The 21,432-nt window shown below is 37.7% G+C and carries 17 protein-coding genes; 8 read left to right on the top strand and 9 right to left on the bottom strand.

Annotation, left to right across the window (positions count from 1 at the left end; translation table 11 throughout):
* Nucleotides 1–370: 370 nt before the first annotated feature.
* Nucleotides 371–1,258, top strand: a complete 888-nt coding sequence (locus JFU24_RS19200; protein ID WP_053348784.1) for a TetR/AcrR family transcriptional regulator — start codon at nucleotides 371–373, stop codon at nucleotides 1,256–1,258.
* 138 nt (nucleotides 1,259–1,396) lie between these two features.
* On the opposite strand, the gene JFU24_RS19195 is transcribed toward JFU24_RS19200, so the two are convergent.
* Nucleotides 1,397–2,755, bottom strand: coding sequence for an IS1182 family transposase (locus JFU24_RS19195; protein WP_201222782.1), 1,359 nt, complete (start codon nucleotides 2,753–2,755; stop codon nucleotides 1,397–1,399).
* Nucleotides 2,756–3,189: 434 nt separating this feature from the next.
* On the opposite strand from JFU24_RS19195, the gene JFU24_RS19190 reads away from it, so the two are divergent.
* The gene (locus tag JFU24_RS19190; protein WP_053348783.1) at nucleotides 3,190–3,522 is read left to right on the top strand and encodes a phage holin family protein; all 333 of its coding nucleotides are present in this window, start codon (nucleotides 3,190–3,192) and stop codon (nucleotides 3,520–3,522) included.
* A gap of 246 nt (nucleotides 3,523–3,768) precedes the next feature.
* Here the strand turns inward: JFU24_RS19190 and JFU24_RS19185 are convergent, their stop codons facing one another.
* Nucleotides 3,769–4,008 (bottom strand): helix-turn-helix domain-containing protein, encoded by a 240-nt coding sequence (locus JFU24_RS19185; protein WP_242485366.1) that lies wholly within the window; start codon nucleotides 4,006–4,008, stop codon nucleotides 3,769–3,771.
* Nucleotides 4,009–4,524: 516 nt separating this feature from the next.
* On the opposite strand from JFU24_RS19185, the gene JFU24_RS19180 reads away from it, so the two are divergent.
* The 4 genes from JFU24_RS19180 to JFU24_RS19165 all read left to right on the top strand — a co-directional run bounded on the left by JFU24_RS19180 (nucleotide 4,525) and on the right by JFU24_RS19165 (nucleotide 8,104).
* Complete coding sequence (locus JFU24_RS19180) at nucleotides 4,525–4,836, top strand: ArsR/SmtB family transcription factor (RefSeq protein WP_201187119.1); 312 nt, start codon at nucleotides 4,525–4,527, stop codon at nucleotides 4,834–4,836.
* Between the two features lie 128 nt (nucleotides 4,837–4,964).
* The gene (locus tag JFU24_RS19175) at nucleotides 4,965–6,140 is read left to right on the top strand and encodes an MFS transporter (RefSeq protein ID WP_201222780.1); all 1,176 of its coding nucleotides are present in this window, start codon (nucleotides 4,965–4,967) and stop codon (nucleotides 6,138–6,140) included.
* A 13-nt stretch (nucleotides 6,141–6,153) separates the two neighbouring features.
* Nucleotides 6,154–6,417 (top strand): endonuclease, encoded by a 264-nt coding sequence (locus JFU24_RS19170; RefSeq protein WP_201250307.1) that lies wholly within the window; start codon nucleotides 6,154–6,156, stop codon nucleotides 6,415–6,417.
* A 322-nt stretch (nucleotides 6,418–6,739) separates the two neighbouring features.
* Entirely contained in the window at nucleotides 6,740–8,104 is a 1,365-nt protein-coding gene (locus JFU24_RS19165; RefSeq protein WP_098178128.1) for an amino acid permease, read from the top strand.
* 49 nt (nucleotides 8,105–8,153) lie between these two features.
* Here the strand turns inward: JFU24_RS19165 and JFU24_RS19160 are convergent, their stop codons facing one another.
* Nucleotides 8,154–9,017: a DUF4349 domain-containing protein gene (locus JFU24_RS19160; protein WP_201250306.1), complete on the bottom strand. Its 864-nt coding sequence runs from the start codon at nucleotides 9,015–9,017 to the stop codon at nucleotides 8,154–8,156.
* A 313-nt stretch (nucleotides 9,018–9,330) separates the two neighbouring features.
* Between JFU24_RS19160 and JFU24_RS19155 the strand changes: the two genes are divergently transcribed.
* Both JFU24_RS19155 and JFU24_RS19150 read left to right on the top strand, forming a co-directional pair.
* Nucleotides 9,331–10,437 carry a GerAB/ArcD/ProY family transporter gene (locus JFU24_RS19155; protein WP_309558242.1) on the top strand — a complete coding sequence of 369 codons (1,107 nt, stop codon included), beginning with the start codon at nucleotides 9,331–9,333 and terminating at the stop codon, nucleotides 10,435–10,437.
* 298 nt (nucleotides 10,438–10,735) lie between these two features.
* Nucleotides 10,736–11,950, top strand: a complete 1,215-nt coding sequence (locus JFU24_RS19150) for a Ger(x)C family spore germination protein (protein ID WP_201222772.1) — start codon at nucleotides 10,736–10,738, stop codon at nucleotides 11,948–11,950.
* 317 nt (nucleotides 11,951–12,267) lie between these two features.
* On the opposite strand, the gene JFU24_RS19145 is transcribed toward JFU24_RS19150, so the two are convergent.
* From JFU24_RS19145 to JFU24_RS19120, 6 genes are all read right to left on the bottom strand, one after another.
* Nucleotides 12,268–12,459: a hypothetical protein gene (locus tag JFU24_RS19145; protein WP_242485365.1), complete on the bottom strand. Its 192-nt coding sequence runs from the start codon at nucleotides 12,457–12,459 to the stop codon at nucleotides 12,268–12,270.
* Nucleotides 12,460–12,513: 54 nt separating this feature from the next.
* Nucleotides 12,514–12,747, bottom strand: coding sequence for a hypothetical protein (locus JFU24_RS19140; protein ID WP_201250304.1), 234 nt, complete (start codon nucleotides 12,745–12,747; stop codon nucleotides 12,514–12,516).
* 213 nt (nucleotides 12,748–12,960) lie between these two features.
* Entirely contained in the window at nucleotides 12,961–14,556 is a 1,596-nt protein-coding gene (locus JFU24_RS19135) for a spore germination protein (protein ID WP_201222770.1), read from the bottom strand.
* 747 nt (nucleotides 14,557–15,303) lie between these two features.
* Nucleotides 15,304–19,122: a bifunctional 2',3'-cyclic-nucleotide 2'-phosphodiesterase/3'-nucleotidase gene (locus JFU24_RS19130; RefSeq protein WP_242485364.1), complete on the bottom strand. Its 3,819-nt coding sequence runs from the start codon at nucleotides 19,120–19,122 to the stop codon at nucleotides 15,304–15,306.
* 547 nt (nucleotides 19,123–19,669) lie between these two features.
* On the bottom strand, nucleotides 19,670–20,128 hold the full coding sequence (locus tag JFU24_RS19125) for a DinB family protein (protein ID WP_201250303.1): 459 nt from the start codon (nucleotides 20,126–20,128) through the stop codon (nucleotides 19,670–19,672).
* A 158-nt stretch (nucleotides 20,129–20,286) separates the two neighbouring features.
* On the bottom strand, nucleotides 20,287–21,123 hold the full coding sequence (locus tag JFU24_RS19120; RefSeq protein ID WP_309558246.1) for a GNAT family N-acetyltransferase: 837 nt from the start codon (nucleotides 21,121–21,123) through the stop codon (nucleotides 20,287–20,289).
* Nucleotides 21,124–21,432 lie beyond the last annotated feature (309 nt).

Here is a 21,432-nt window from a genome sequence, read left to right as displayed (position 1 = left end):
TCTTTTTTATGAACTAATGCTTTTATTGTTTTTGAGTGATTCCGGTATCTGATCAAACACACTTTATGAAGGACCTAAAAAAACGCCACACCTAATCGATGGTAGCGCCACATTCGCTAAAGCTTAGTTTAGGAAAGCTATGAATCCACCTGATATAAAGGTCGCTATCCACCCTATACAGCCGCCGTTTTATTGATGTTGAACCCTATTACTTTTTCTTCTATTAAACTTATCGTTCATTTTTCCTGACACCACTCCCTTCCTGGAATTAAGCAATAAAACAATTGTGAAAATACTGGTTTGTGTTCGTATAGAAAATAAGATACTATTACGTTAAAATGACCGTCCAATAAGAGTAAGGGTGATTTATATGAATGAACGGAAACAACTTGTAGTTAAGTATGCACACCAGTTATTTATTGAAAAGGGTTATCAAGCAACATCTATTCAGGATATTTTGGACTATAGCGGTATTTCAAAAGGGACATTTTATAACTACTTTTCTTCTAAAAGTGAACTGCTTAAAGCTGTCTTTATCTCGACCCAAGAAAAATTCGAACATGAAAGTAATGAACTATTAATCGGTCAAAATGTTGCGGATATTGAAATATTCATCAAACAATCTGAATTACAAATACACTCCAATAGAAGTAATAAACTATTTTCCTTATTTGAAGAAATAATGATTTCAAATGATACCGAACTTAAAAACTTTATTACACATGCAAAATTCAAACATATACATTGGCTATCAAAACGGTTTCTAGAAATATTCGGCGAAGAGAAAAAACCTTATATATTAGATTGTGCCATACTTTATTCAGGGATGATGCACCAAACCATTCATTTTAATGCGTTAGCTAAAGAGCCTGATTTCAACCCTACTGAAATAATTCGTTATTGTGTTGATAGGCTTAAAACTCTTTTCGATGATGTGAGCCAATCAGGAGTACAGCTTCTCGATCCTGATTATATAAAGCAATGGTTGCCAGAATGTTTCGATACGAAACAGGATTTTCACACTGCTCTCCTTCACTCTACAGCCGAACTTAAAAAAGTCATCTTAAAACTTTTCCAAGATGAAGCAGAACGGGTAAAACACTTAAAATTAGTTCACTTTATCCAAGAAGAATTTCTGCAAAAAGGTGAGCCGCGCCACTTTCTCATCGAAAGTGCTCTACTATCTTTAAACACAAATTTAAAGCTTAAAAACTCAAAAGAATTGAGTGATTTCGAAAAGATTATCGCTAGTAACTAAACTGGTTAAAGCCCCAATTATGGGGCTTTCAGTTTGTAGACAAAAGGGGTCCAGAATGTTTTAATTCTGGACCCCTTTTGAAATTCCCTTTGAATTTTGATCAAGATTAAGAGATTGGGCCTCTACGAGCCCACTTTATTAAGCCATTATTGGACCTTGCCATGTCCAATTGGCAATCTTCTTTAAATTCATGACAGCGAATGTAAGCATCGCCTGCATCGACAATTTTTTAAGTCCCCTTAAAGTAGTCCAACGCATACCATGCTTTTCTTTTGCATCTGCGAATACACGCTCTATTGTTTCTTTGCGTTTCGCATATATAGGTTTTACATCCTTGTGGTGACGCAGATGATCTGCTTCTTCCATATAATTTTGCCAGATATGGCGTGTCACCACTTTTTGATGGTCTTTGCTTACTGTACACTGTGATAAAAATGAGCATGTCGCACAAGTGTGTTTGGGTGATTTGTACTCGCGATAGCCCTCTTTATTTGTTGTTGAGTACTTTAAAATCTCGCCCGATGGGCAGAGATAACAATTAAAATGTTCATCGTAAACATAGTCATGCTTGCGAAAGAACCCTTCTTTTGTTCGTGGACGTGTATAGGGTAAAGCTGGTGTGATTTCTTTCCCAAAAAGGTAGCTTGTAATGGCTGGTGTTTTGTAAGCTGCATCTGCGGCAACAGCTTCAGGTTTTCCAACTTTCTCAATCACTTGTTCAACAAGAGGCTCTAAGGTATGACTATCATGCGTATTTCCTGGTGTTACAATCGTCCCCAGCACAAAACCGTTGCGGTCTGCAGCCGCATGAAATGAATAGGCAAACTGTTTTGTTCGTTCATCTTTTACATAGTAGCCACTCTCAGGGTCAGTTGAACTTTCTTTAATTTCTTTGGTTTCTTCTTTATCAAATTTATCCGGTGGAAAAGGCTTCTTTCCATTGTTTTCACGATCTTGATTTATTTCTTCTTGAAGGCGTCCTTGATATGCTCGTGTTTCCTTACGAACGATTTTCTTTTCGAATTTCCGCTTATTCGCACTGGCTTTCACATGTGTTGAATCAACGAATACGTGCTCTGCACTAATTAACTTTCTTTCTGAGGCTGTCATTAAGATACGATAAAAAATCTGTTCAAACAGGTCTGTATCTTTAAAGCGACGCTCATAATTTTTCCCGAACGTTGAGAAGTGAGGTACTTTATCATGGAAACCGTAACCTAAAAACCAACGGTAAGCCATATTCGTTTCAACTTCTTCAATCGTTTTACGCATCGAACGAATACCGAAGGTATATTGAATGAATGTCAATTTAACTAAAATAACTGGATCAATACTTAGGCGGCCTATCTCTGAATACATCTCTTTCACCAAGTCATAAATGAAAGTGAAGTCAATGGCCCCCTCAATTTTACGAACCAAATGGTTCGCTGGCACCAGTTGATCCAAAGTAATCATTTCAAGTTGATCTCGCTGAATAGAATTATGTTTCGAAAGCATCGTCATCACCTCAAGTTTTAATACTCCTATATTAAAACAAAAAAGACTGTAGGAAAAAGTGTTTATTTCTAATTGTTAAAACAAAGTTGATTGGAACGGAAGGTGCGAGACTCCTGCGGGAAAAGCGTGTCCAAGGGAGACCCCACAGGCGCAAAGGCGCCGAGGAGGCTCCCTGACCGCCCGCGGAAAGCGAGTTCCTGGAGTGGAAATCAACGTTCGAATTTTTACAACCCCTAAAAAAGACTGTAGACAAACTCGATTTTCATCGAGTTTGTCTACAGTCTGAAAGCCCCAATTATGGGGCTTTTTATTATCTGCAAGAAAACGTATCGAATCGTTATTTTTTTGTGACAATTCAGCAAACATATAACTGAAATTCATAAAATTTTAGTATAATGATTAGTGTAGAAAAGTGTCTTCAGGAGGAGTTTTTCATGAATATAATAATGCGATTTCTTATCAACGGGTTGATTTTACTCGTTATTGACTGGCTTCTCGACTCCATCACGATAAAATCTTATGGTACAGCTCTACTGGCGGTTTTTATATTATCAATCATGAACATGCTAGTTAAACCAATTCTTCAACTTATCGCTTTGCCGATCACTATCCTAACCTTCGGCTTGTTTTCGTTCATTATCAATGCCTTCACGTTCCAAATTACATCCTATGTTGTCAGTGGCTTTGAAATAGAATCTTTTTGGGGAGCCCTAATCGGTTCATTGTTATTAAGTTTCATCCAAAGTCTTATTATAAAAAAAGAGTAGAAAAACCGTCAGTAGAATGCTGACGGTTTTTCGTTTCCATGACTATTTCCATAACACCCTTCGATATTTCCCGGGCTATTCCCCTAAATTCCCCTATTATGTAATATCTTTATTCGCTCATTTTTGACACCGGTTATGGTGACTTATTTTGCTTTTTATAATATCGACTATAGGAATCTGCTAAATTTCCCACCGATTTCTGTAAGGTAATACTGTCTACTTCTTTCAGGAAAGAATACTCTTTCTTTAAGCTGGAAGTTCTTTGATTGTTGCGTATTTATCCAGAAAAGAACCTTTCCATTCATTAGAGGGTAATTGGCCGTTCTGCTTCATTTCTTCACAGATATACCAGTAGGCATCTTTCTCATTTTGTTTGCCTAAAAAGAAGTTATAGACAAAACGGGAGCAGCCGATCGTTTTATTGATTAGAACTAGTTGTTCTTTAGTTGGATAGATTCGAAATTTATAAGCTTTGTTTACGACCATTGGTTTCACCCCCTTATAGTTATTATTAACTATCGAACGTATGTTTGTCAAAAAACTTTGGCTTATACCAACCGCCATTCATCTCGCCCTTCACACGCTTGAAGAGGGAGTCTTCTGGCGGGAAATGATAAATAGATTCACTCCCATTTCCATCGAAATCGGTATGTACGGTTATACTTATGGGTAAAAGGCTCTTCTTCCTTGTTACTGAGTGAATATTTCACCCATCCCGGCTTAAAGGATGTATCTGCCATGGATTCAGTGGGTGACAGAACCGGGGTTGGCTCCTACCATGACTATGAAAATCAGGGTCTTCGCTAAACACCCTGCACGAAATCATCGATGACCCTACAGAAATATCGAAAGGACTACTACAGTACGACCTTCGATAAGAGCTTAATTCACTATGTAGATTCACTTTTTTCGTGTTACTTTTTCCGCATCTTCAAATTACTTATCGATGAAAACGGTAAATTTTACATTTACAAATCTATAAAAATAGATATAATGATTTATATGGAACCTACATTAATTTATAAAGCTTTATCAAACGATACACGTCGTCAAATTTTGCAATGGCTAAAAAATCCAGAGAAGTGCTTTAATGAAAAGCCTTATTTTCAACAAGGTTTAAATTTTAAAGTTGGTGTATGTGTGGGAGATATTCAGGTTAAATCAGGGCTTGCACAATCTGTCATCTCTAGTTATTTGTTAACAATGCAAAAAGCTGGGCTGTTGGAATCTGAGCGAATCGGAAAGTGGACCTATTATCGTCGGAATGAAAAAACAATACATGAATTTTCCGAGTACATTCAAAAAGAACTATAAAATAAACGTAAAGGAGGTCATTCTTTTTTTGTTTTTACATATCTAGATATACAGATATTTAATTTTATAAATGATTTATATCTTTATATAAATTAAGAAATATACAATAGGAATGGAGATTTGTATTAATGAAAAAAGTTAACCCTTTGCTTATTATTATGTTGGCTCTAGGCGTATTCGGCATTATTACAACTGAAATGGGTATTGTGGGAGTTCTACCCCAGATAACTCAAAAATTTAATATAACAACTTCACAAGCCGGATTACTTGTAAGTATATTTGCTTTAATCGTTGCCATTTCAGGTCCATTCTTGACATTACTCACTTCTGGAATTAATCGTAAAATAATTCTATTAACCTCAGTGTTTATGTTCACGATTTCAAATATTATTTATGCATGTACAACGAAATTTGATATCATGCTAGTTTTCCGTATTCTACCCGCTATTTTTCATCCTCTCTTTTTTTCAATAGCTCTTGTGACTGCTGCCAAACTTGTTCCTCCGGAAAAAAGTAACCAAGCAGTTACAAAGGTTTTTGCCGGAATTACTTTCGGATTTGCATTTGGCGTACCTTTAACTTCTTATTTCGCGGAACAGTTTTCGTTAGAAACTGCTTTCCTATTTGGGGCTGTTGTAAATGCGATTGCTTTTGTAGGAATATTAATGTGGCTTCCTTCCATGCCTAATGAGGAAAAAATGTCTTATGGAAAGCAGCTTGGAATATTACGTAAACCGGGATTATGGTTAAACATCGCAGCCGTTATGTTTATCTTTGCAGCGATGTTTTCTGTGTACAGCTACTTTGCCGAATATTTGGGACAATTAACACATATGAATGGTTCTTTGATTAGTGTAATGTTGATGGCGTTTGGTCTAATCATGATTTTTGGGAACTTTTTGTTTGGTGGATTCTTGCAAAAAAGCATAACTAAGACCGTAATAATGTTTCCCCTTCTATATATAGTAATCTATTTATTCGCTTATTATTTGGGCTCTTATTTAATTCCGATGATTCTAATGGTTTTCATTTGGGGAATAGTGCATTCTGGTGGTCTAATTGTCAGCCAAACATGGTTGACAACTGAAGCGAAGGAAGCACCTGAATTCGGCAACAGCTTGTTTGTCTCATTTTCCAATCTTGGAATTACTTTGGGGGCATCTATTGGTGGTTGGTTTATTTCTCACTTGGGAATACATCAACTCATCTGGAGCGGAATTGTGTTTTCATTGCTAGCTTTCTTATTGATTATGATAAAAATTAATATTTTCCGTTCAAACGTAGAAGGAGTTAACGTAGCGTAGGTTCGTGAATTGAATGAACAGCGAAATTGCCCGAATACTGTTTTATATGGCCGTTCATTACGGTGATAGTGGTGAAATTAATTTAGATCTAAATAATCAAGTGAACAACCGCACCAATCCTTATCATAGAAAGTTGGAGGTCCTGCCGGAATGGAACGAACTGTCCCCAGTAGATACCTTTGAACGGAATCGAAATGCAACCATTTATAATAAATATCAGTATAATCGCAGCCCATTCATTGATCATCAGGAGTGGGCCTCATCCATCTGGCAGTAAGAGGAAAGAGCTGTCCTGTTTTTTAGGGCAGCTCTTTCCTCTTACAAAGTCTAAATTTTTAGAAAAATCACATAATTATACTTTCTTCGAATAGCAATCTATTTAAATATTATAAAAATTTCAACTTTTTTTATATAGCTAATACCTTTTATAGTAAGCGTTTTCATTTTTTTACTTTACAAATTTTCTATTAAAATATATTATTTAGTTGTAATATTATGTGAAAAATCAATAAATAATATTGATTAGCCTCTACTAGTGATAAAATGCTAGAAAGACTAGAAAGAGAAAATTACACTCCAACAAAGAAAAGGGGAAAATTATGCAAAACTCCAAAGATTCTCAACTGCACAGAGGATTGGAAGAAAGACACATCGCATTAATGTCTCTTGGCGCAGCCATTGGAGTCGGTTTATTTCTCGGCTCGGCATCTGCGATTAAATTAGCCGGCCCAGCTATTATTATTTCGTATGCAATTGGCGGGCTTATGATCTATCTTATCATGCGGGCACTAGGGGAAATGGCGATAAAAAATCCAGTCGCAGGCTCTTTTAGTCGCTATGCAAGCGAATATGTCGGCCCTCTTGCCGGATATATAACCGGTTGGAATTACTGGTTCGTTTGGATTGCCACCTGTATGGCTGAAATTACAGCAGTCGGAATTTATATGCAGTTTTGGTTTCCAGGGACCCCACAATGGGCTTGGGCATTAGCGGCTCTTGCCATTATGACGACGATTAACTTTCTTGCTGTAAAGGCTTATGGTGAATTGGAGTTTTGGTTTGCCTTAATTAAAATTGTTACGATAATTCTAATGATTGTTCTTGGGTTTGGAATGATTCTCTTTGGACTCGGAAACGGTGGAATCGCAGTAGGATTCGGCAACCTTGTAGAAAATGGCGGTTTTTTCCCTAATGGAATTTCCGGTGTCATCCTCTCTTTCCAAATGGTCATGTTCGCTTATTTGGGAATTGAAATGCTCGGAGTAACCGCAGGTGAAGTCAAAAATCCTGAAAAATCTTTAAAAAGAGCAATCGATACAGTCTTTTATCGAATTTTACTTTTTTACGTTTTAGCTCTAACTGTTATTTTATCGATTACTCCATGGGATCAAATGAATGGAAAAGACAGCCCATTCGTTATGATGTTTGATAAAATCGGTATACCAGGTGCAGCAGGAATCATTCAGTTTGTCGTACTGACAGCCGCCCTTTCATCTTGTAACAGCGGAATCTTTAGTACAGGCAGAATGTTGTTTAACCTAGCACAGCAAGGGGAATCACCTAAAAGCTTCCAACGTACAACAAAGACAGGCGTTCCAGGTGTTGCCATTATTGTTTCGGCTGTCGTGCTTCTTTTCGGCGTCTACCTTAACTATATGGAAGCGGATAAGGTCTTCGGTTACGTAACAAGTGTTGCTACATTCGGTGCCCTCTGGACATGGGGAACCATTCTTGTCACACAGATTATCTCAAGAAAGAAAATGAGTCCGGGAGAAAAACAAGGCTTAACGTATAAGATGCCGTTATTCCCACTCACTTCTTATTTCGCTCTTGCTTTTCTAGTATTTGTAATGGTCATACTCGGCTTTTCAGCAGATACCAGAATCGCCTTGATCGTCGGTCCGATTTGGATCATATTGCTTGTAGTCTTGTATTATGCATCCGGTTTGCATAAGAGAAAATAAATAAAAAAGGGTGTCCAATCAAATTTGGGCACCCTTTTATGATCTATATTTAACCTTTTCTCCTTCTTTTTAGCGTCCAATAAATTACAGCACCCACTCCGCCTAAAATAATGAGGATCGGCAAGTTTCCTATAATAAAAACAATCAGTCCTGAAACTGCTTTAAGTAAAAAATTCGCACTCGTTGCGAATTGCTTCTTCGTTCTCTCCCATGTATTCAATTTTTTATTATCAATACCTGGCACAATAATATGGTCTTGCGATAAAGTTATTGTTACCGTTGAAAACGAGGTTTGGTTTTCAAGATACTTTATTTGCCCAACTAGCTGCTCTATCTCCTCTTGGACAGTGGCAAGATCGGATGATATTTTCAGCAAATCTTCCGTTTTCTTAGCATCCTTCATGAATGCAAGTAACCTCTCTTCCACAGCCCGCTTTGATTTCAGTCTTGCCTTTAAATCTACATACTGCTCTGTTACATCCTGGCCTGTCACATTTCTTTCGACCACTTCTGAAGCCTGCTCCTCGGTATCAACAAGAAAATCCTGAAAACGAGCTTCCGGAATCCGTACTGTAATCGAACCTTCTACCATCTCTTCATTTTCCCTGTATACATTCGACTCTACAACATAGCCGCCGTATTCGTTCGCCTTTCTTTCAATCTTCATTTGTGTTTTTTCAAGATTTTTCACTTTCAACTGAAGCTGTGCTTGATGGATGACCATTCTTTCATTTGTTGCCGCTTCTTTTTCCGCCTGCTTATCAGAAGCCTGTTCTCCAGATAAGGAGGCGTCCATTTTACTTTCCACTTTTCCTTCCTGTGACTTCGACAAGGATTCTTCTTTATCATTACTACTGCATGCCCCCAATAAAAGAAACAAGCTGAAAATAAGTATCACTTTTTTTCGATTCATCGGTATTCCTCCTTCTCTTAACATTACCGACGAATAATTTGGAAGAAAGTTACACTTCAATGATGAAAGGTACTGGTATACAAACATCCAAATTATGTATAAAGATGGTGGTTAGTATATTGACTATAGAAAATTAGCTAAAAGTGTATTAGTTGCGATTTTCAGAGGCTCATTTGTGGACGTATTAGCCACAAGAAATACTAAAGAAATTTGAAAGCGGGGATATATCAACCTTTCTATAAAGGAAGAGTTTATTCTAACAATACAAAGGAAACAATAGGAATTATAATCAGCAATGGGAAGTCGGGATATAGTGGAAAATTTCAAAATTAGCGCTCGACAATTTACAATATTAGTTATTTTATTTTCTATAGGTACGACCATCTTGGTGATTCCTGGAATTATGGCTCAAGAGGTAAAACAAGATGCTTGGATTGCAGCTGTAATTGGTACAGGCATAGGTTTATTGCTGGTGGCTTTATATATCGCCGTAGGCAGGATGTTCCCCACTAAGACACTGGTTGAAATCATTGAAACACTTTTTGGCAAATGGTTAGGTAAGGCAGTCTCCATTACATTTGTTTTTTTTTCACTTTACTCCACGGCAGAACTATTGCTTTATGTTGGGAATTTCTTAACTACACAGATTATGCCTGATACACCAATTGAAGCGATCCATATCCTTTTCGCATGCATCTTAATAATGGGAGTTCGACTTGGTCTTGAACCGTTGGCTCGTTCTGCAGAATTGTTATTTCCTATCTTTGTTTTTTTATTCGTAATTCTAGTGGTTTCAATATTATTACCTCCTGCTGAATATAAGTTTGATAATATACAGCCCGTATTTGAAACAGGAATAAAACCGATGATTCATGCTGTTTTTCTTTTTACAAGTATTTTTTCTTTGCCATTGTTTGTTTTATTAATGATTTTTCCTGTTTCAGTGAATCAACCAAAAGCAGCTGAAAAAAGCTTTTTTATCGGAGTACTAATCGGCGGAATCTGTTTACTCATCATTATCGCTTTAACTATTATAGTTTTAGGTGTAGATAATACTGCCAGAAACACGTATCCTAGTTATGCTTTGGCCAGAAAAATAAACGTTGGCGATTTTCTTCAAAGGATTGAAGCAATAATGGCTATCATGTGGATTATCACGATTTATTATAAAATGTCTTTTTACTTTTACGCTTCTGTCATAGGTCTTGCACAAACATTGAATATGAAGGATTATCGGCCACTTACGCTACCCTTAGGGATGATCATAGTTTCGCTTTCCTTATTTATACATCCCAATGTGGTACATTCATCCACATTTGATAAAGAAATTTGGCCCCTATACGTTTCAACGTACGGACTTGTACTTCCTATTCTCTTATTAATAGTCAATGCATTCCGAAAAAAAATACATCAAAAATAAAAAACGTTTCATTGAATACTCCAGATTTTCAGAGTATAGATAATTTACATAAAATCTACTCTAAGAAAATTTATGTAAATGTCTTTCTGTTTTTTTATAGGATTTTGAATAGGAAGGGTTTAGGGACTAAAAGCATTCATTTTAGCCATCAATTTCGAACAATATGTCCCCCTAATGGTCGTTTATGGAACACCCTGAACAAATTGCCAACGATTGGTAAACTGTATCGCTATGACCCATTTTTAAACGTATCTCGGCTGAACCCCTATAAATAAATAGAGTGAAAGGAGTCTCGTCTATGAAACGGAGCTACACCATGTTTATCATACTAATCGTATTCCTGTTATTCACTACGGGTTGCTGGAACCGTCGTGAATTAAATGAACTGGCTATTACGCTGGCCATAGGACTAGATCGTACAAAAGATGGTCAATATCTTGTAACAGCCCAAGTAGTAAATCCTGGAGAATTAGCTACGGGAAAAGGAGGCGGTGGAGGTTCCGACGGGTCACCGACAATCATCTATCAGGCGAAAGGGGAAACTATATTTGAGGCTTTCCGACAAATGACAAAGGAATCCCCTAGAAAAATATATCCCTCACATCTTCGAACCCTCGTGATTGGTGAGTCATTAGCAAAAAAAGGAATTGGGAAACCGTTAGATATTCTCTCAAGAGACTGGGAACTCCGATCCGATTTTTATATCGTCGTAGCTAAGGGAATGAAAGCAGCAGAGATCCTGAAGGTGCCCACGTCTTTAGAAAAAATACCTGCAAATGAAATATTTGATACCCTGGAAGTCTCTGCAGCTGCATGGTCAGCGACAAGTTCCGTTAACTTAGACGATTTGATTTCAGATATAGTAAATGAAGGAAAACAACCTGTGTTAACAGGAATCCAAGCAGATATAAAAGGTGATAAAAAAACTTCTTTAAGCAAACAGAATGTAGAAATGATTGATCCCCCTGCTCGTTTGAAGTTTCAAGGATTAGCAGTATTTAATGAGGATAAATTAGTTGGCTGGCTAAATGAGAAACAAAGCAAAACGTATACCGTCATTACAAATAAGGAGAAAAGTACAGCTGTGAATTTATCATGTCCTAAGGGCGGAAAAGCTGTGTATGAAGTGAAAAGGTCAAACACGGAAATGAAGGGTAAGATAAAGAATGGAAAACCTGAGATAGATCTAAATATTCATGTGGAAGGCAATTTAGGCGAAGTAGAATGTCAAATCGATTTGACAAAACCAGAAACGATTGAAAAATTAGAGAAAATTTATGAAAAAGAAGCGAAGAGATTTTTCATGAATTCAATAAAACAGGTACAGAAAAATGAGAAAGTAGACATTTTTGGATTTGGTGAGGCGATTCATCGAGCTGATCCTAAAGCCTGGAAAAAACTAAAAAAAGATTGGGATAAAAATTTTGAGCACGTGCCTGTAAATATAAAGGTGCAAGGAGAGATCCGAAACATAGGTACGGTTGGTAATTCCGTTTTAGAAAAAATAAAGTAATTGGCTTGGTTTATTATGAAATGAGGTTATGTTGTGTTTCATGAATCCCTTTTTTTGAATGGAATCTATTTGAACATGGCCCCTCATTTCACAAATGGTTGCTGTACCCCTATTTGCGATACTCACACAAAAGCATAAACCAAGTTATCTAAAGTGTACTTTTGAAAATTAATCGGATTTTTCAAGCATCTAGCAGATTTATTTCAAAAAGAAAAGGAACTGCCTCCAGCTCCTGATGTGAATGATGGCCTCATTGCTCCGACACACACTGATTAAGTTCTTTAGCCATTTGTTATTAAATTGACCACTCTTTTAATTTAAGTCTGAACATTATCATCATCATGAGAATCATTTTCCGCCAATGAGTGCGCTTCTTCAAATTTTACTGCAATATAGACAACTAAACCGCCTAAACTATCCGCGATAAGTCTGCTTTCAAAAACTTTCCCTTTTTGATCACGTTCGTCTAAATACTCGATATGAAGTGGACACACTTCCTTATTTTTCAACTATCAACCATATGTAAAAAATGCCCGTTTTAAGCATCCCTTCATATTCCATTTTCACTTTAATACTTTCTCAATCATGTCGGAAAGCGGTTTATAAATAGCTGTAATCCAGTCTAGTGGATTGGGAATCTTGATATTCAGTGCTTGGGCAACGCTTAACGCAGTTCCGAATAGTAGAAGAATGGAAAATATCCATAATTCCTTTTTTAATTTTTTCCTCAACAGACTAGGAGCCTCAATAGCGATAATCACAGCGACAATGACAAGGATTCCTGCAACAGCCAACAATTTCTACTACTCCTTTCTCTATTTGCTTTATAACAGAATGGGATACTGTACCGTCAAATCTTTGTATCTACCCAGACAAGTCAAAGTTGTTTATTCCAATCCTTCTTATACCTTTTTGGTATCTTAGAATCGCCATGATAAATGGCTTTATCCAACTAAATAGAAGCGTTTTTTGTGTATTTTGATACCATTTTGATAACTTTGTTGTCAATCTCACACTTTATCCCGCGGCGGTTTCGGTGCCGAGGTCTGCTCGCGTTTATTGTTTTGCTGGCTGATTAAACGGGGGCGGGCAAACATCCCCCATCTCGGTACCCGAATAAGCGTATCCTTCATGTCTTTACCGATAAAAGGAGCAAAAGGACTCATATAGGGAACCCCATAGGAACGCAAGCTGCACAAGTGAAGAACAAGTGCAATGACCCCAACGATTATCCCGAATAAGCCAAAAGTAGCGGCAAGCACCATCATCGGGAAACGGAGTATTCTAATCGACATGGATATGGTAAATGATGGAAGAACGAAGCTTGAAATAGCCGTGATTGCAACAACGATTACCATGGCGGCCGATACGATTCCAGCCTCTACTGCCGCTGTTCCAATCACCAGTGTCCCTACAATAGATATAGCCTGTCCTATAGCTTTTGGCATTCGTAAACTAGCCTCCCGCAAGATTTCAAACGCAACTTCCATCATAAGAGCTTCAATGAATGCAGGAAAGGGAACCCCTTCTCGTTGAGCGGCTAGACCGATCAATAGTTTAGTTGGTAACATTTCCTGATGATACGTGGTGATAGCGATATATAGGGATGGTCCTAGTAGAGCAATAAAAATAGTAAAAAAACGAAGCAAACGAATAAGGGTGGCAATGTCTGCACGCTGATAATAATCTTCCGCGGATTGTACAAAGGAGACGAACAGTGCCGGGACGACTAGAACAATCGGCGTTCCGTCCACTAGTATGGCGACTTTCCCTTCCAACAGCTCGGCGGCAATCACATCAGGGCGTTCAGAATAATAGATAGTCGGAAAAGGGGTGTGCGTCTCATCTTGAATCAATTCCTCAATATAACCACTTTCTAGGATTCCATCGATATCGATTCGATCCAGACGCGTGTGCACTTCTTCGACAACTTTGTCATTCACAATTCCGTCGATGTACATGATTGCTACATCGGTTTTGGTCAAGTTTCCAATTTTTTTCGATTCCAACCAAAGTTGAGGAGTCTTTATTTTTCGTCGAATTAGCGCCGTATTGGTACGCAAGCTCTCCGTAAAACCTTCCTTTGGTCCCCTAACGACGGTTTCCGTGGTGGATTCCATTACACCACGGTCTTTTCCACCACGCATACCGATTGTAAACCCTTGTGCATATCCATCCAATAAAAGAATAACATCCCCTGATAACAGGGAAGTAAATAAGGAACTGAATTCCGTAACATCCTGTATGTCTCCTACCGCAAGGATGCGGCCTTTCAATAATTGTAAAACATTTTGTTGAGACGATATCATTTGCTCTTGATCAGGATGGATATCTAACATGAGTGATTCCAGGATAAAGTTCTGAATGGAATTAGTGTCCACCAATCCATCCGTATAAAAAATACATGCTTTAACGTTTGGCTCTTTGCCAATTTGTATTTCTCTAATCACGATATCGCTGCTATTTCCAAGCTGCTGCTTTACATGTTGAATGTTTCCTTGGAGGCTTGTTTTTAACAAGTCTTTGTTCGTTTCCTTATTTTGATCGTCTTGTTTGAATGAGGAGAGGTTAATGCTGTTTTTTCTTTGTTTTTTAAATAAACTCATACATTTTATCCCCCTCTCAGTCTTTTTCTTTTTCAGAAGGTAGAGTTATTAGATTTCTTCCAAAATTCTTGAGAAAAGATTTGATAAGTTAACTTGGTTTTTAAAGCACTTGTAATTTCATATTTTATTCTCTACTATGTATTTGCTAATTCATTATGGTCAATTGCTTGTGAAGGTTGTATATATATAATTGGCCTAGTGACTGAGAATCCCCGATTTCAATGTTATTAATGCCACTCATAGGTCTTTCTAAAATAAAACTGCAAATGAGGTCTTTATTAGCTAACCCATTTATCTAAATAATCTGGACTGTTTTCAAATACAGGGTTTTCTCCCTTTTTTTTATTATCCGGTTGCATGAATTGGTCACTTTCTTTTAACACTCCAAGTTTATAGTGTTACCTAATGAAGTGCTAGATGTCTTCACTATTATCATGCCTATTTTCCAATTTTTAATACTTTTAGATAATAAATACTTTTCATGATACCCTGCACGGAACAACCTTACTGACACTCATTAATTCAACTGCTTTCGAGATGCGACCGTATAGCAGGAATAGTAATGTTCCCGAACTTTTGTATGTTCAGAAAAATTAATAGAAAAGAGAGCGTCCCTTTGTATTACGGAACGCTCTCTTTTTAATATTTTTGCGAGTAAATCCTGCAAATTCACGAGTAAATACATAAAACTTACGAGTAAACACACCAAATTCACGAGTAAACTTTAATTTGACTGGTAATCTTCAATTAATTATTGATATTCGTAATTCTGCCTTCTATACCTGCCGTGATCTTTCCACCTTTAAAGGTATCTTTCACATAGTTAACGAAAGCCTCTAGATCAGCATGTCCAAACACACGCTCTTTTCCTATTAAAACGGTATAATTATCGCCACCGCTTGCCATGAAGTCATTGACGGTCACGGTGTAAGTTTCTGTATCCTCAATTGGCGTTCCATCCGCTTTCTTCAATAAAGTGACACGTTCCGTGACAGGTTTACTGAAATCGGCCGTATAGCTCAATCCTGAGATTTGTAACGTTTTCGGAGAGCCTTCAACAATCCATTGCTGTTGAAGCAATGTTTTCACTTCAGCCCCAGTTAGTTCAAGTCGGACCAACACATTTCCGAACGGCTGGATTTTCGCTAAATCAGAAAAGGTAACTTCTCCTTTTGGAATATCTGCGCGAATTCCACCTGGATTCATGAAGGCAAAATCAGATTTCAAATCGGCCTTCATGGAGTCCGCAATTAAATTCCCAAGACCAGTTTCTTGTGTATAGGCATTGGCTCTTAAAAATTTCTCATCCGTTGTCCCTAGTGGGGTTTTCAATTCAGGGAACATGTCTAGATAACCGTTAATAAATTTAGTCGTCCCAGCATCTGGCGTGATGCCATCTTGTGTAACTGTAACAATTTCGGCTGACTTTTTAACAATATCCTTTGTGTTTGGATCGATTTCCAAATCAACATCTTCAAAAGCTGTTCCATAAGAATAAGCTTGTACAATCAATTTATTATCTACATAGTTATTGACCCTTGCATGATTATCTCCAGCTAAAATTACATCGACTTCATCATCTACCGCTTTGGCAAGATCCGCTACTTCACCAGTAATGACACCGTCTTTTTCAGTACCTGGGTCATGCGAGATGACGACAATTGATTTTACACCTTTTTTCTTCAACTCATTAACCGCCTTATTTACGGCAGGTGCTTGTTCTATAAATTCCACATTCTTAATGCCATCCGGACTGACTTTTTGAGGTGTGGCATTCGTGACTACACCTATGAAACCAATATCAACCCCGCCGACCTTTTTTATGACGTAAGGGTCCAAAATAGGTTTTTTCGTGTCTTTATATACGACATTGGCAACCACATACGGAAAGTTCAATTTATCAAATACTACATCCGATGTAGGTGACTTTCCGCCATTGATTTGAGCCATCAGGGTTTCTACCCCTTTATCGAACTCATGGTTCCCGAGAGTTCCTACATCAAATTTCATATTATTTAAAAACTGAAGCGTCGGTTTGTCCTGGACCAAAGAGGAAACAGGAGCACTTGCCCCTACTGCATCCCCAGCTGATAGTAAAAGTGTATTTTCAGGGTTTTCAGCTTTACGCTGCTTTAAGTGCGCCGCTAAATAATCAGCACGTCCTTGTTTGACCCCACTAAATTCAGAAGTAGTGTCCAACTGGCCATGAAGATCATTGATTCCAAGCAATTGCACTTTAATGTTTTCTTTCCCCAGATTGAATTTGTAAATACCAAAGCCTTTATCATCTTTTTTACCTGTATAAGAAATCGGGCTATCTTCATTTAAATATTCCGCACCCTTTGGTGATGAGGTGAACGTAACATTCACCTTGCCTGAAATTGGGGCAATCGACCAGTTATTATCAGCGGTTGGATTGATCTCCTTCTCTTGTGTAATGTAATCCATCAAGATCTGGCGATTTTCATCCGCAGAGTCAACTACGTATTCGCTTCCCTTGACTCCCGGGAAGTTTCCACCACCCGAAGCACGGTAATTATTCGTCACGACGATGAAATCCTGATTAGGATTGACTGCTTCACCATTATATTCTAAATTGGTAATCCTACTTGAATCTGACACTTTTATTCCTTTTTCATCATAACGCGGAGCCTTAGTGACATCGATTTGATACGTAACACCGTCAATCACATCAAAATTATAGACGGCAAACTTTCCATTAAGCAATTCCTGTTCCTCAGTCTTAGCCGGATCAATTGTATTATATTTCCCCGCAGACATTTCAAGCCATTCTTTTACTACGGAACCTTTGATTTTGATCGCTTTCAAGGTATTATCGTATAAATATAAGTCGCCGGCGCTGCGAATTGTCAAACCACCTTTTTTTATTTCGGTGAATTCTTCGACTCCATTTCGTCCTGCTTTGAAAGGAGCTCCTACAGAGAGAATAGGCAAGTCTTTGTATTCAGGTCGGTTGCTTTGGATGTATTTTTCTACATACCATTTCTGTGCGCTTGTCACGACTTGTACAGAAGGATCATCTTGCACAAGGGCGAAGTAACTATGAATTGGAGCTGTAGTCGTTCCAATTGGTGTGTTAACATACTTGATCGTTCCTTCGTGCTCCTTTTTAACGGCTTTGACGACAGATGCATCTTCAGCTGCTTTTTTCCCTGTTATTTTGTCGTTGATTGCTCGTGTTGATGAATCTGAGTTAACGACTTTCCATTTCCCCTTGATATTCTGGATATCAAGATCGATAATCCCTAGATTACTACCGCCATATCCTGCTTGAACGGCCGGTACACCATTGATTGTACCCTTTTTATTATCCACACCTTTAAGAACTTTTCCTTGGCTATCTTTAAATAAGCTGTCTAAAGAAGCTTCATCTTGTGCCGGAAAGACTTTATGTGTATGGGAGAACGTGATAGCATCGATATCAGACACTTTACTTAATGAATAGATGACATCCTCGGTGTTCTTTGTGTCGCCATTAAAACCAGAATGTGTAAGCGCCACGATGACATCTGCGCCCTTTTTCTTCATTTCAGGTACATATTTTTTTGCTGTTGTGACGATTTCTTTTGTAACGACCTTACCATCAAGGTTCGTTTTATCCCAATCCATGATTTGTGGTGGAGCAAATCCGATGTAGCCTACTTTTACGGATTTTTCAGCTCCATTAATATCTTTTACTTTCTTGGTGACAATTTTATAAGGGGTATATTTATTTTTGTCGTTTTTTGGATTTTTATCTTTATTCTTTTTATAAATATTTGCATTTACATAAGAGAAGTTCGCATCGTTGATGGCTTCATCTAAATAGGACAACCCATAGTTGAATTCGTGATTGCCAAATGTAGCTACATCATAATTAAGCAAATTCATTGCTTTATAGACAGGGTGGACTTCACCTTTCTTCAGTGGAACTACCTTCGCTTTGTATGTACCAAGCGGTGTACCTTGAATAAGGTCCCCATTATCTACTAAAACACTATTTTTCACTTCTTTTCTCGCCTGCTTGATTAAAGTTGCTGTGCGTGAAAAGCCGACTGAATCTGATACAGCATCTTTATAATAATCATAGCTTACTAGATTTGTGTGTATATCTGTCGTTTCCATAATCCTTAGTTCAAACGGGGCATCGGAAACGGAGGTTGCTAGGCTGGTGCCAAAATTGCTCGTATTGCCGTTATACTTGGAGACTACGGATATCTTAATCCAATAACCTGATTTGTACGAGTTGAAGTATGCGGAAAATTTCTGGGCTGATTTAATATCCGTCTCAACAGCTGACTGTGAAACAACCTTCTTTCCATTCATTAGCTGGAAGACAACAGTTTCCTTCCCCGTATTTCCTTTTTTCGGTGTGACCGTTACTGTAGCTTTTGCCCCATTTGTATAATTAACAGTAGGAGATGAGATGACAAACGGTTTAGTCGTGACAGGTCTCTTGGCAGCCTCTTTGGCGGATGCCTCCATCGGTACGGTAAATGGAGTCGTAATTAAACTCACAGCAAGAACCGGGGCTAGTATTTTTTTTACATTGGACTTAAACGACATACTTCACAACCCTTCTATATTTTTTGTAAAATTCTAGAATAATATAACATGATTTTGTCGAAAAAGTGTCACAATTTACCTCAATTTTAAGAAACTATAATAAAAAGTACTATTTTAGCTAATTCATTTTAAAACCTGTGACGCTATTGACTTTCAGATATATGTAATTATTAATAAATTTTACCGAATCATAGTAGGTAATCTCCCTTTAATACATGCAAAGAGGCATATGAGCCAGCCTACTAATTATAGATTAACTTGTAGTTTCTTCTTTCTCTGCAGCTCTTTTTCTAATTGGAACGGTTTTATGTGACAGTGTGTAATCCTTTTGAAGCGTCTTATAGAATGAAAGCATGATCAACAGATGCAGACTGCAATCCGGATAATCCGCTTACTAAAAGCAGGACTGATGTGTTTAAGAAAAATAAGTTTATTCCCTACTTTTCAATCCTTAATCCTCCATTATGAAAAAACGATAGGAATTAAATATCTAAAAAGCCGGTAAAGCAGGTTCCTTTACCGGTTTCTTTCATGCTTAAATAAGAACTTACAAAACTCGATCAATCACACTGGCAGATACCGGTTTGATTCCGATTTCCCTCGACCAGATAGACAGCTGGCCAATATGATGAATTTCATGGGCAATCAGATGGCGTAATATCCTGCCTATTTCATATGTCCCCTCCATCCAAGAAGGCTCAACTATCTCATTCTCCCAATCAGGTGAATACGAGTACAAAAAAACTTTCACTTCAGAATGATAACGTTCCGATAAGCCTTTTACCTTCTCGATTGTATTGTAAGAACCCATATCAATCTCTCTATCTGGCTTCCCTTGAATCGTCCGAATCCAACTGTATTCAACATCAATAATATGAACGAGTGTTTTTAAGATAGTGCCCATCCCACCACTCCGCTGCCGTAAAAGTTCAGCACTCGATACAGTCTGGCACCACTCAAACCACTCTCTTCTCACCTGCCAGTTATAGGTGAATAACGTTAGCATCCTATTCCCCCCTTATGTACCTTCACCCAAGCATCATCTTGCGAATTCCTCAATGCTTTTTGTTTCTATTTATTTACTCAGTCAGATATCTCACTTAGTTTTAACTGACATACCGTTTTTAAGTTGGACCATTGAATCCATTCATACAATTATGTCATTCAGCCTTCTAACTTTTTATACTGATAATAATCCTGGCGTTGAACGGTTTTGAATCCGCAAGATTCATAAAGTCTTAAAGCATGATCATTGGTTGCTTCTACTTCAAGAAAAATATCATACCCAAGTTGCCGTTGTTCGGCTACAATCCTTTTCAGCACCTTTCTGCCAAGCCCTTTTCCCTGGTATTCCGGAAAAATTGCAAATCCATAAATCCATGCTTCTCCGCCCGAATGATCAACACGGATTTTACCGACCGCTCGACCATCTTTTTCAATCATCATTGTTTTCAAAGTATCCTCGATTTGAACACGTTGATAATAATCTCGCGCTTCTTTTTCCGAAAACTTAAAACAATGAACATCCAGCTGAATTTCCGTTTCCGCATCATCTCTGTTTGAAGGACGAACGACCACATCCTCATAATTATCCAGCTCCATGTTTGACCATTTCATTTGATACTCAGAAAAGGAAAACTCACATGGCAGTTGCTTCATAAACCCCTGCCCTGAATGAGATTGGGCAGGGGTATTCAGGATAATTAGCTTATAGTCCCGCTGCAAAGCAGTCCTTAAAGCTTCGTCCATTAAATCTGTAAAAATCCCTTGCCTCCGGAAGTCTGGATGAACCATCCCACACATCTCTACTTTATTCCCGAAATCATAAAGACCAAGAAAACCGACAAGTTTGACTCCCACGTAATGAAAGAAATCATTCTTCATTACACCATTTCGGCTGCGAAGCGTCTCCCAATTTAGCTTTAAAGTAAAATCTTCCTGTTCACATCTCTGTTGCAGACTTTCGATATCATCGAGCTGTTTTTTGTTCAAAATTGTCACCCCTTTTCCATAATATCAGTTTATTACCAAAAAAATAAGAAAAGCAGCACCCTTTATTGGGATGCTGCAAGCTTTCTATAAGTTTATTTATTAAAGTTGTTTTTTTAAAAGTATTTTCACTTTAACCTATAAAACTAAAATCGTATGAGAGGAGGATTTCCTACCTAATTCTATTGTCGGATGAATTATAGTAGTAAAATGATTCAATTTGACGATTATTTATCACCCATTTTATGGTATATTCCAAATAATGGAGTATCATTATCCCTATCCGACTCAAAAGGAGGAATTTAATGGACTCACTTTCCA

This window comes from Peribacillus sp. TH27 (genome assembly GCF_016650915.1).
Lineage (GTDB): Bacteria > Bacillota > Bacilli > Bacillales > DSM-1321 > Peribacillus > Peribacillus butanolivorans.
This window is presented reverse-complemented; position numbering and strand designations above follow the sequence as displayed.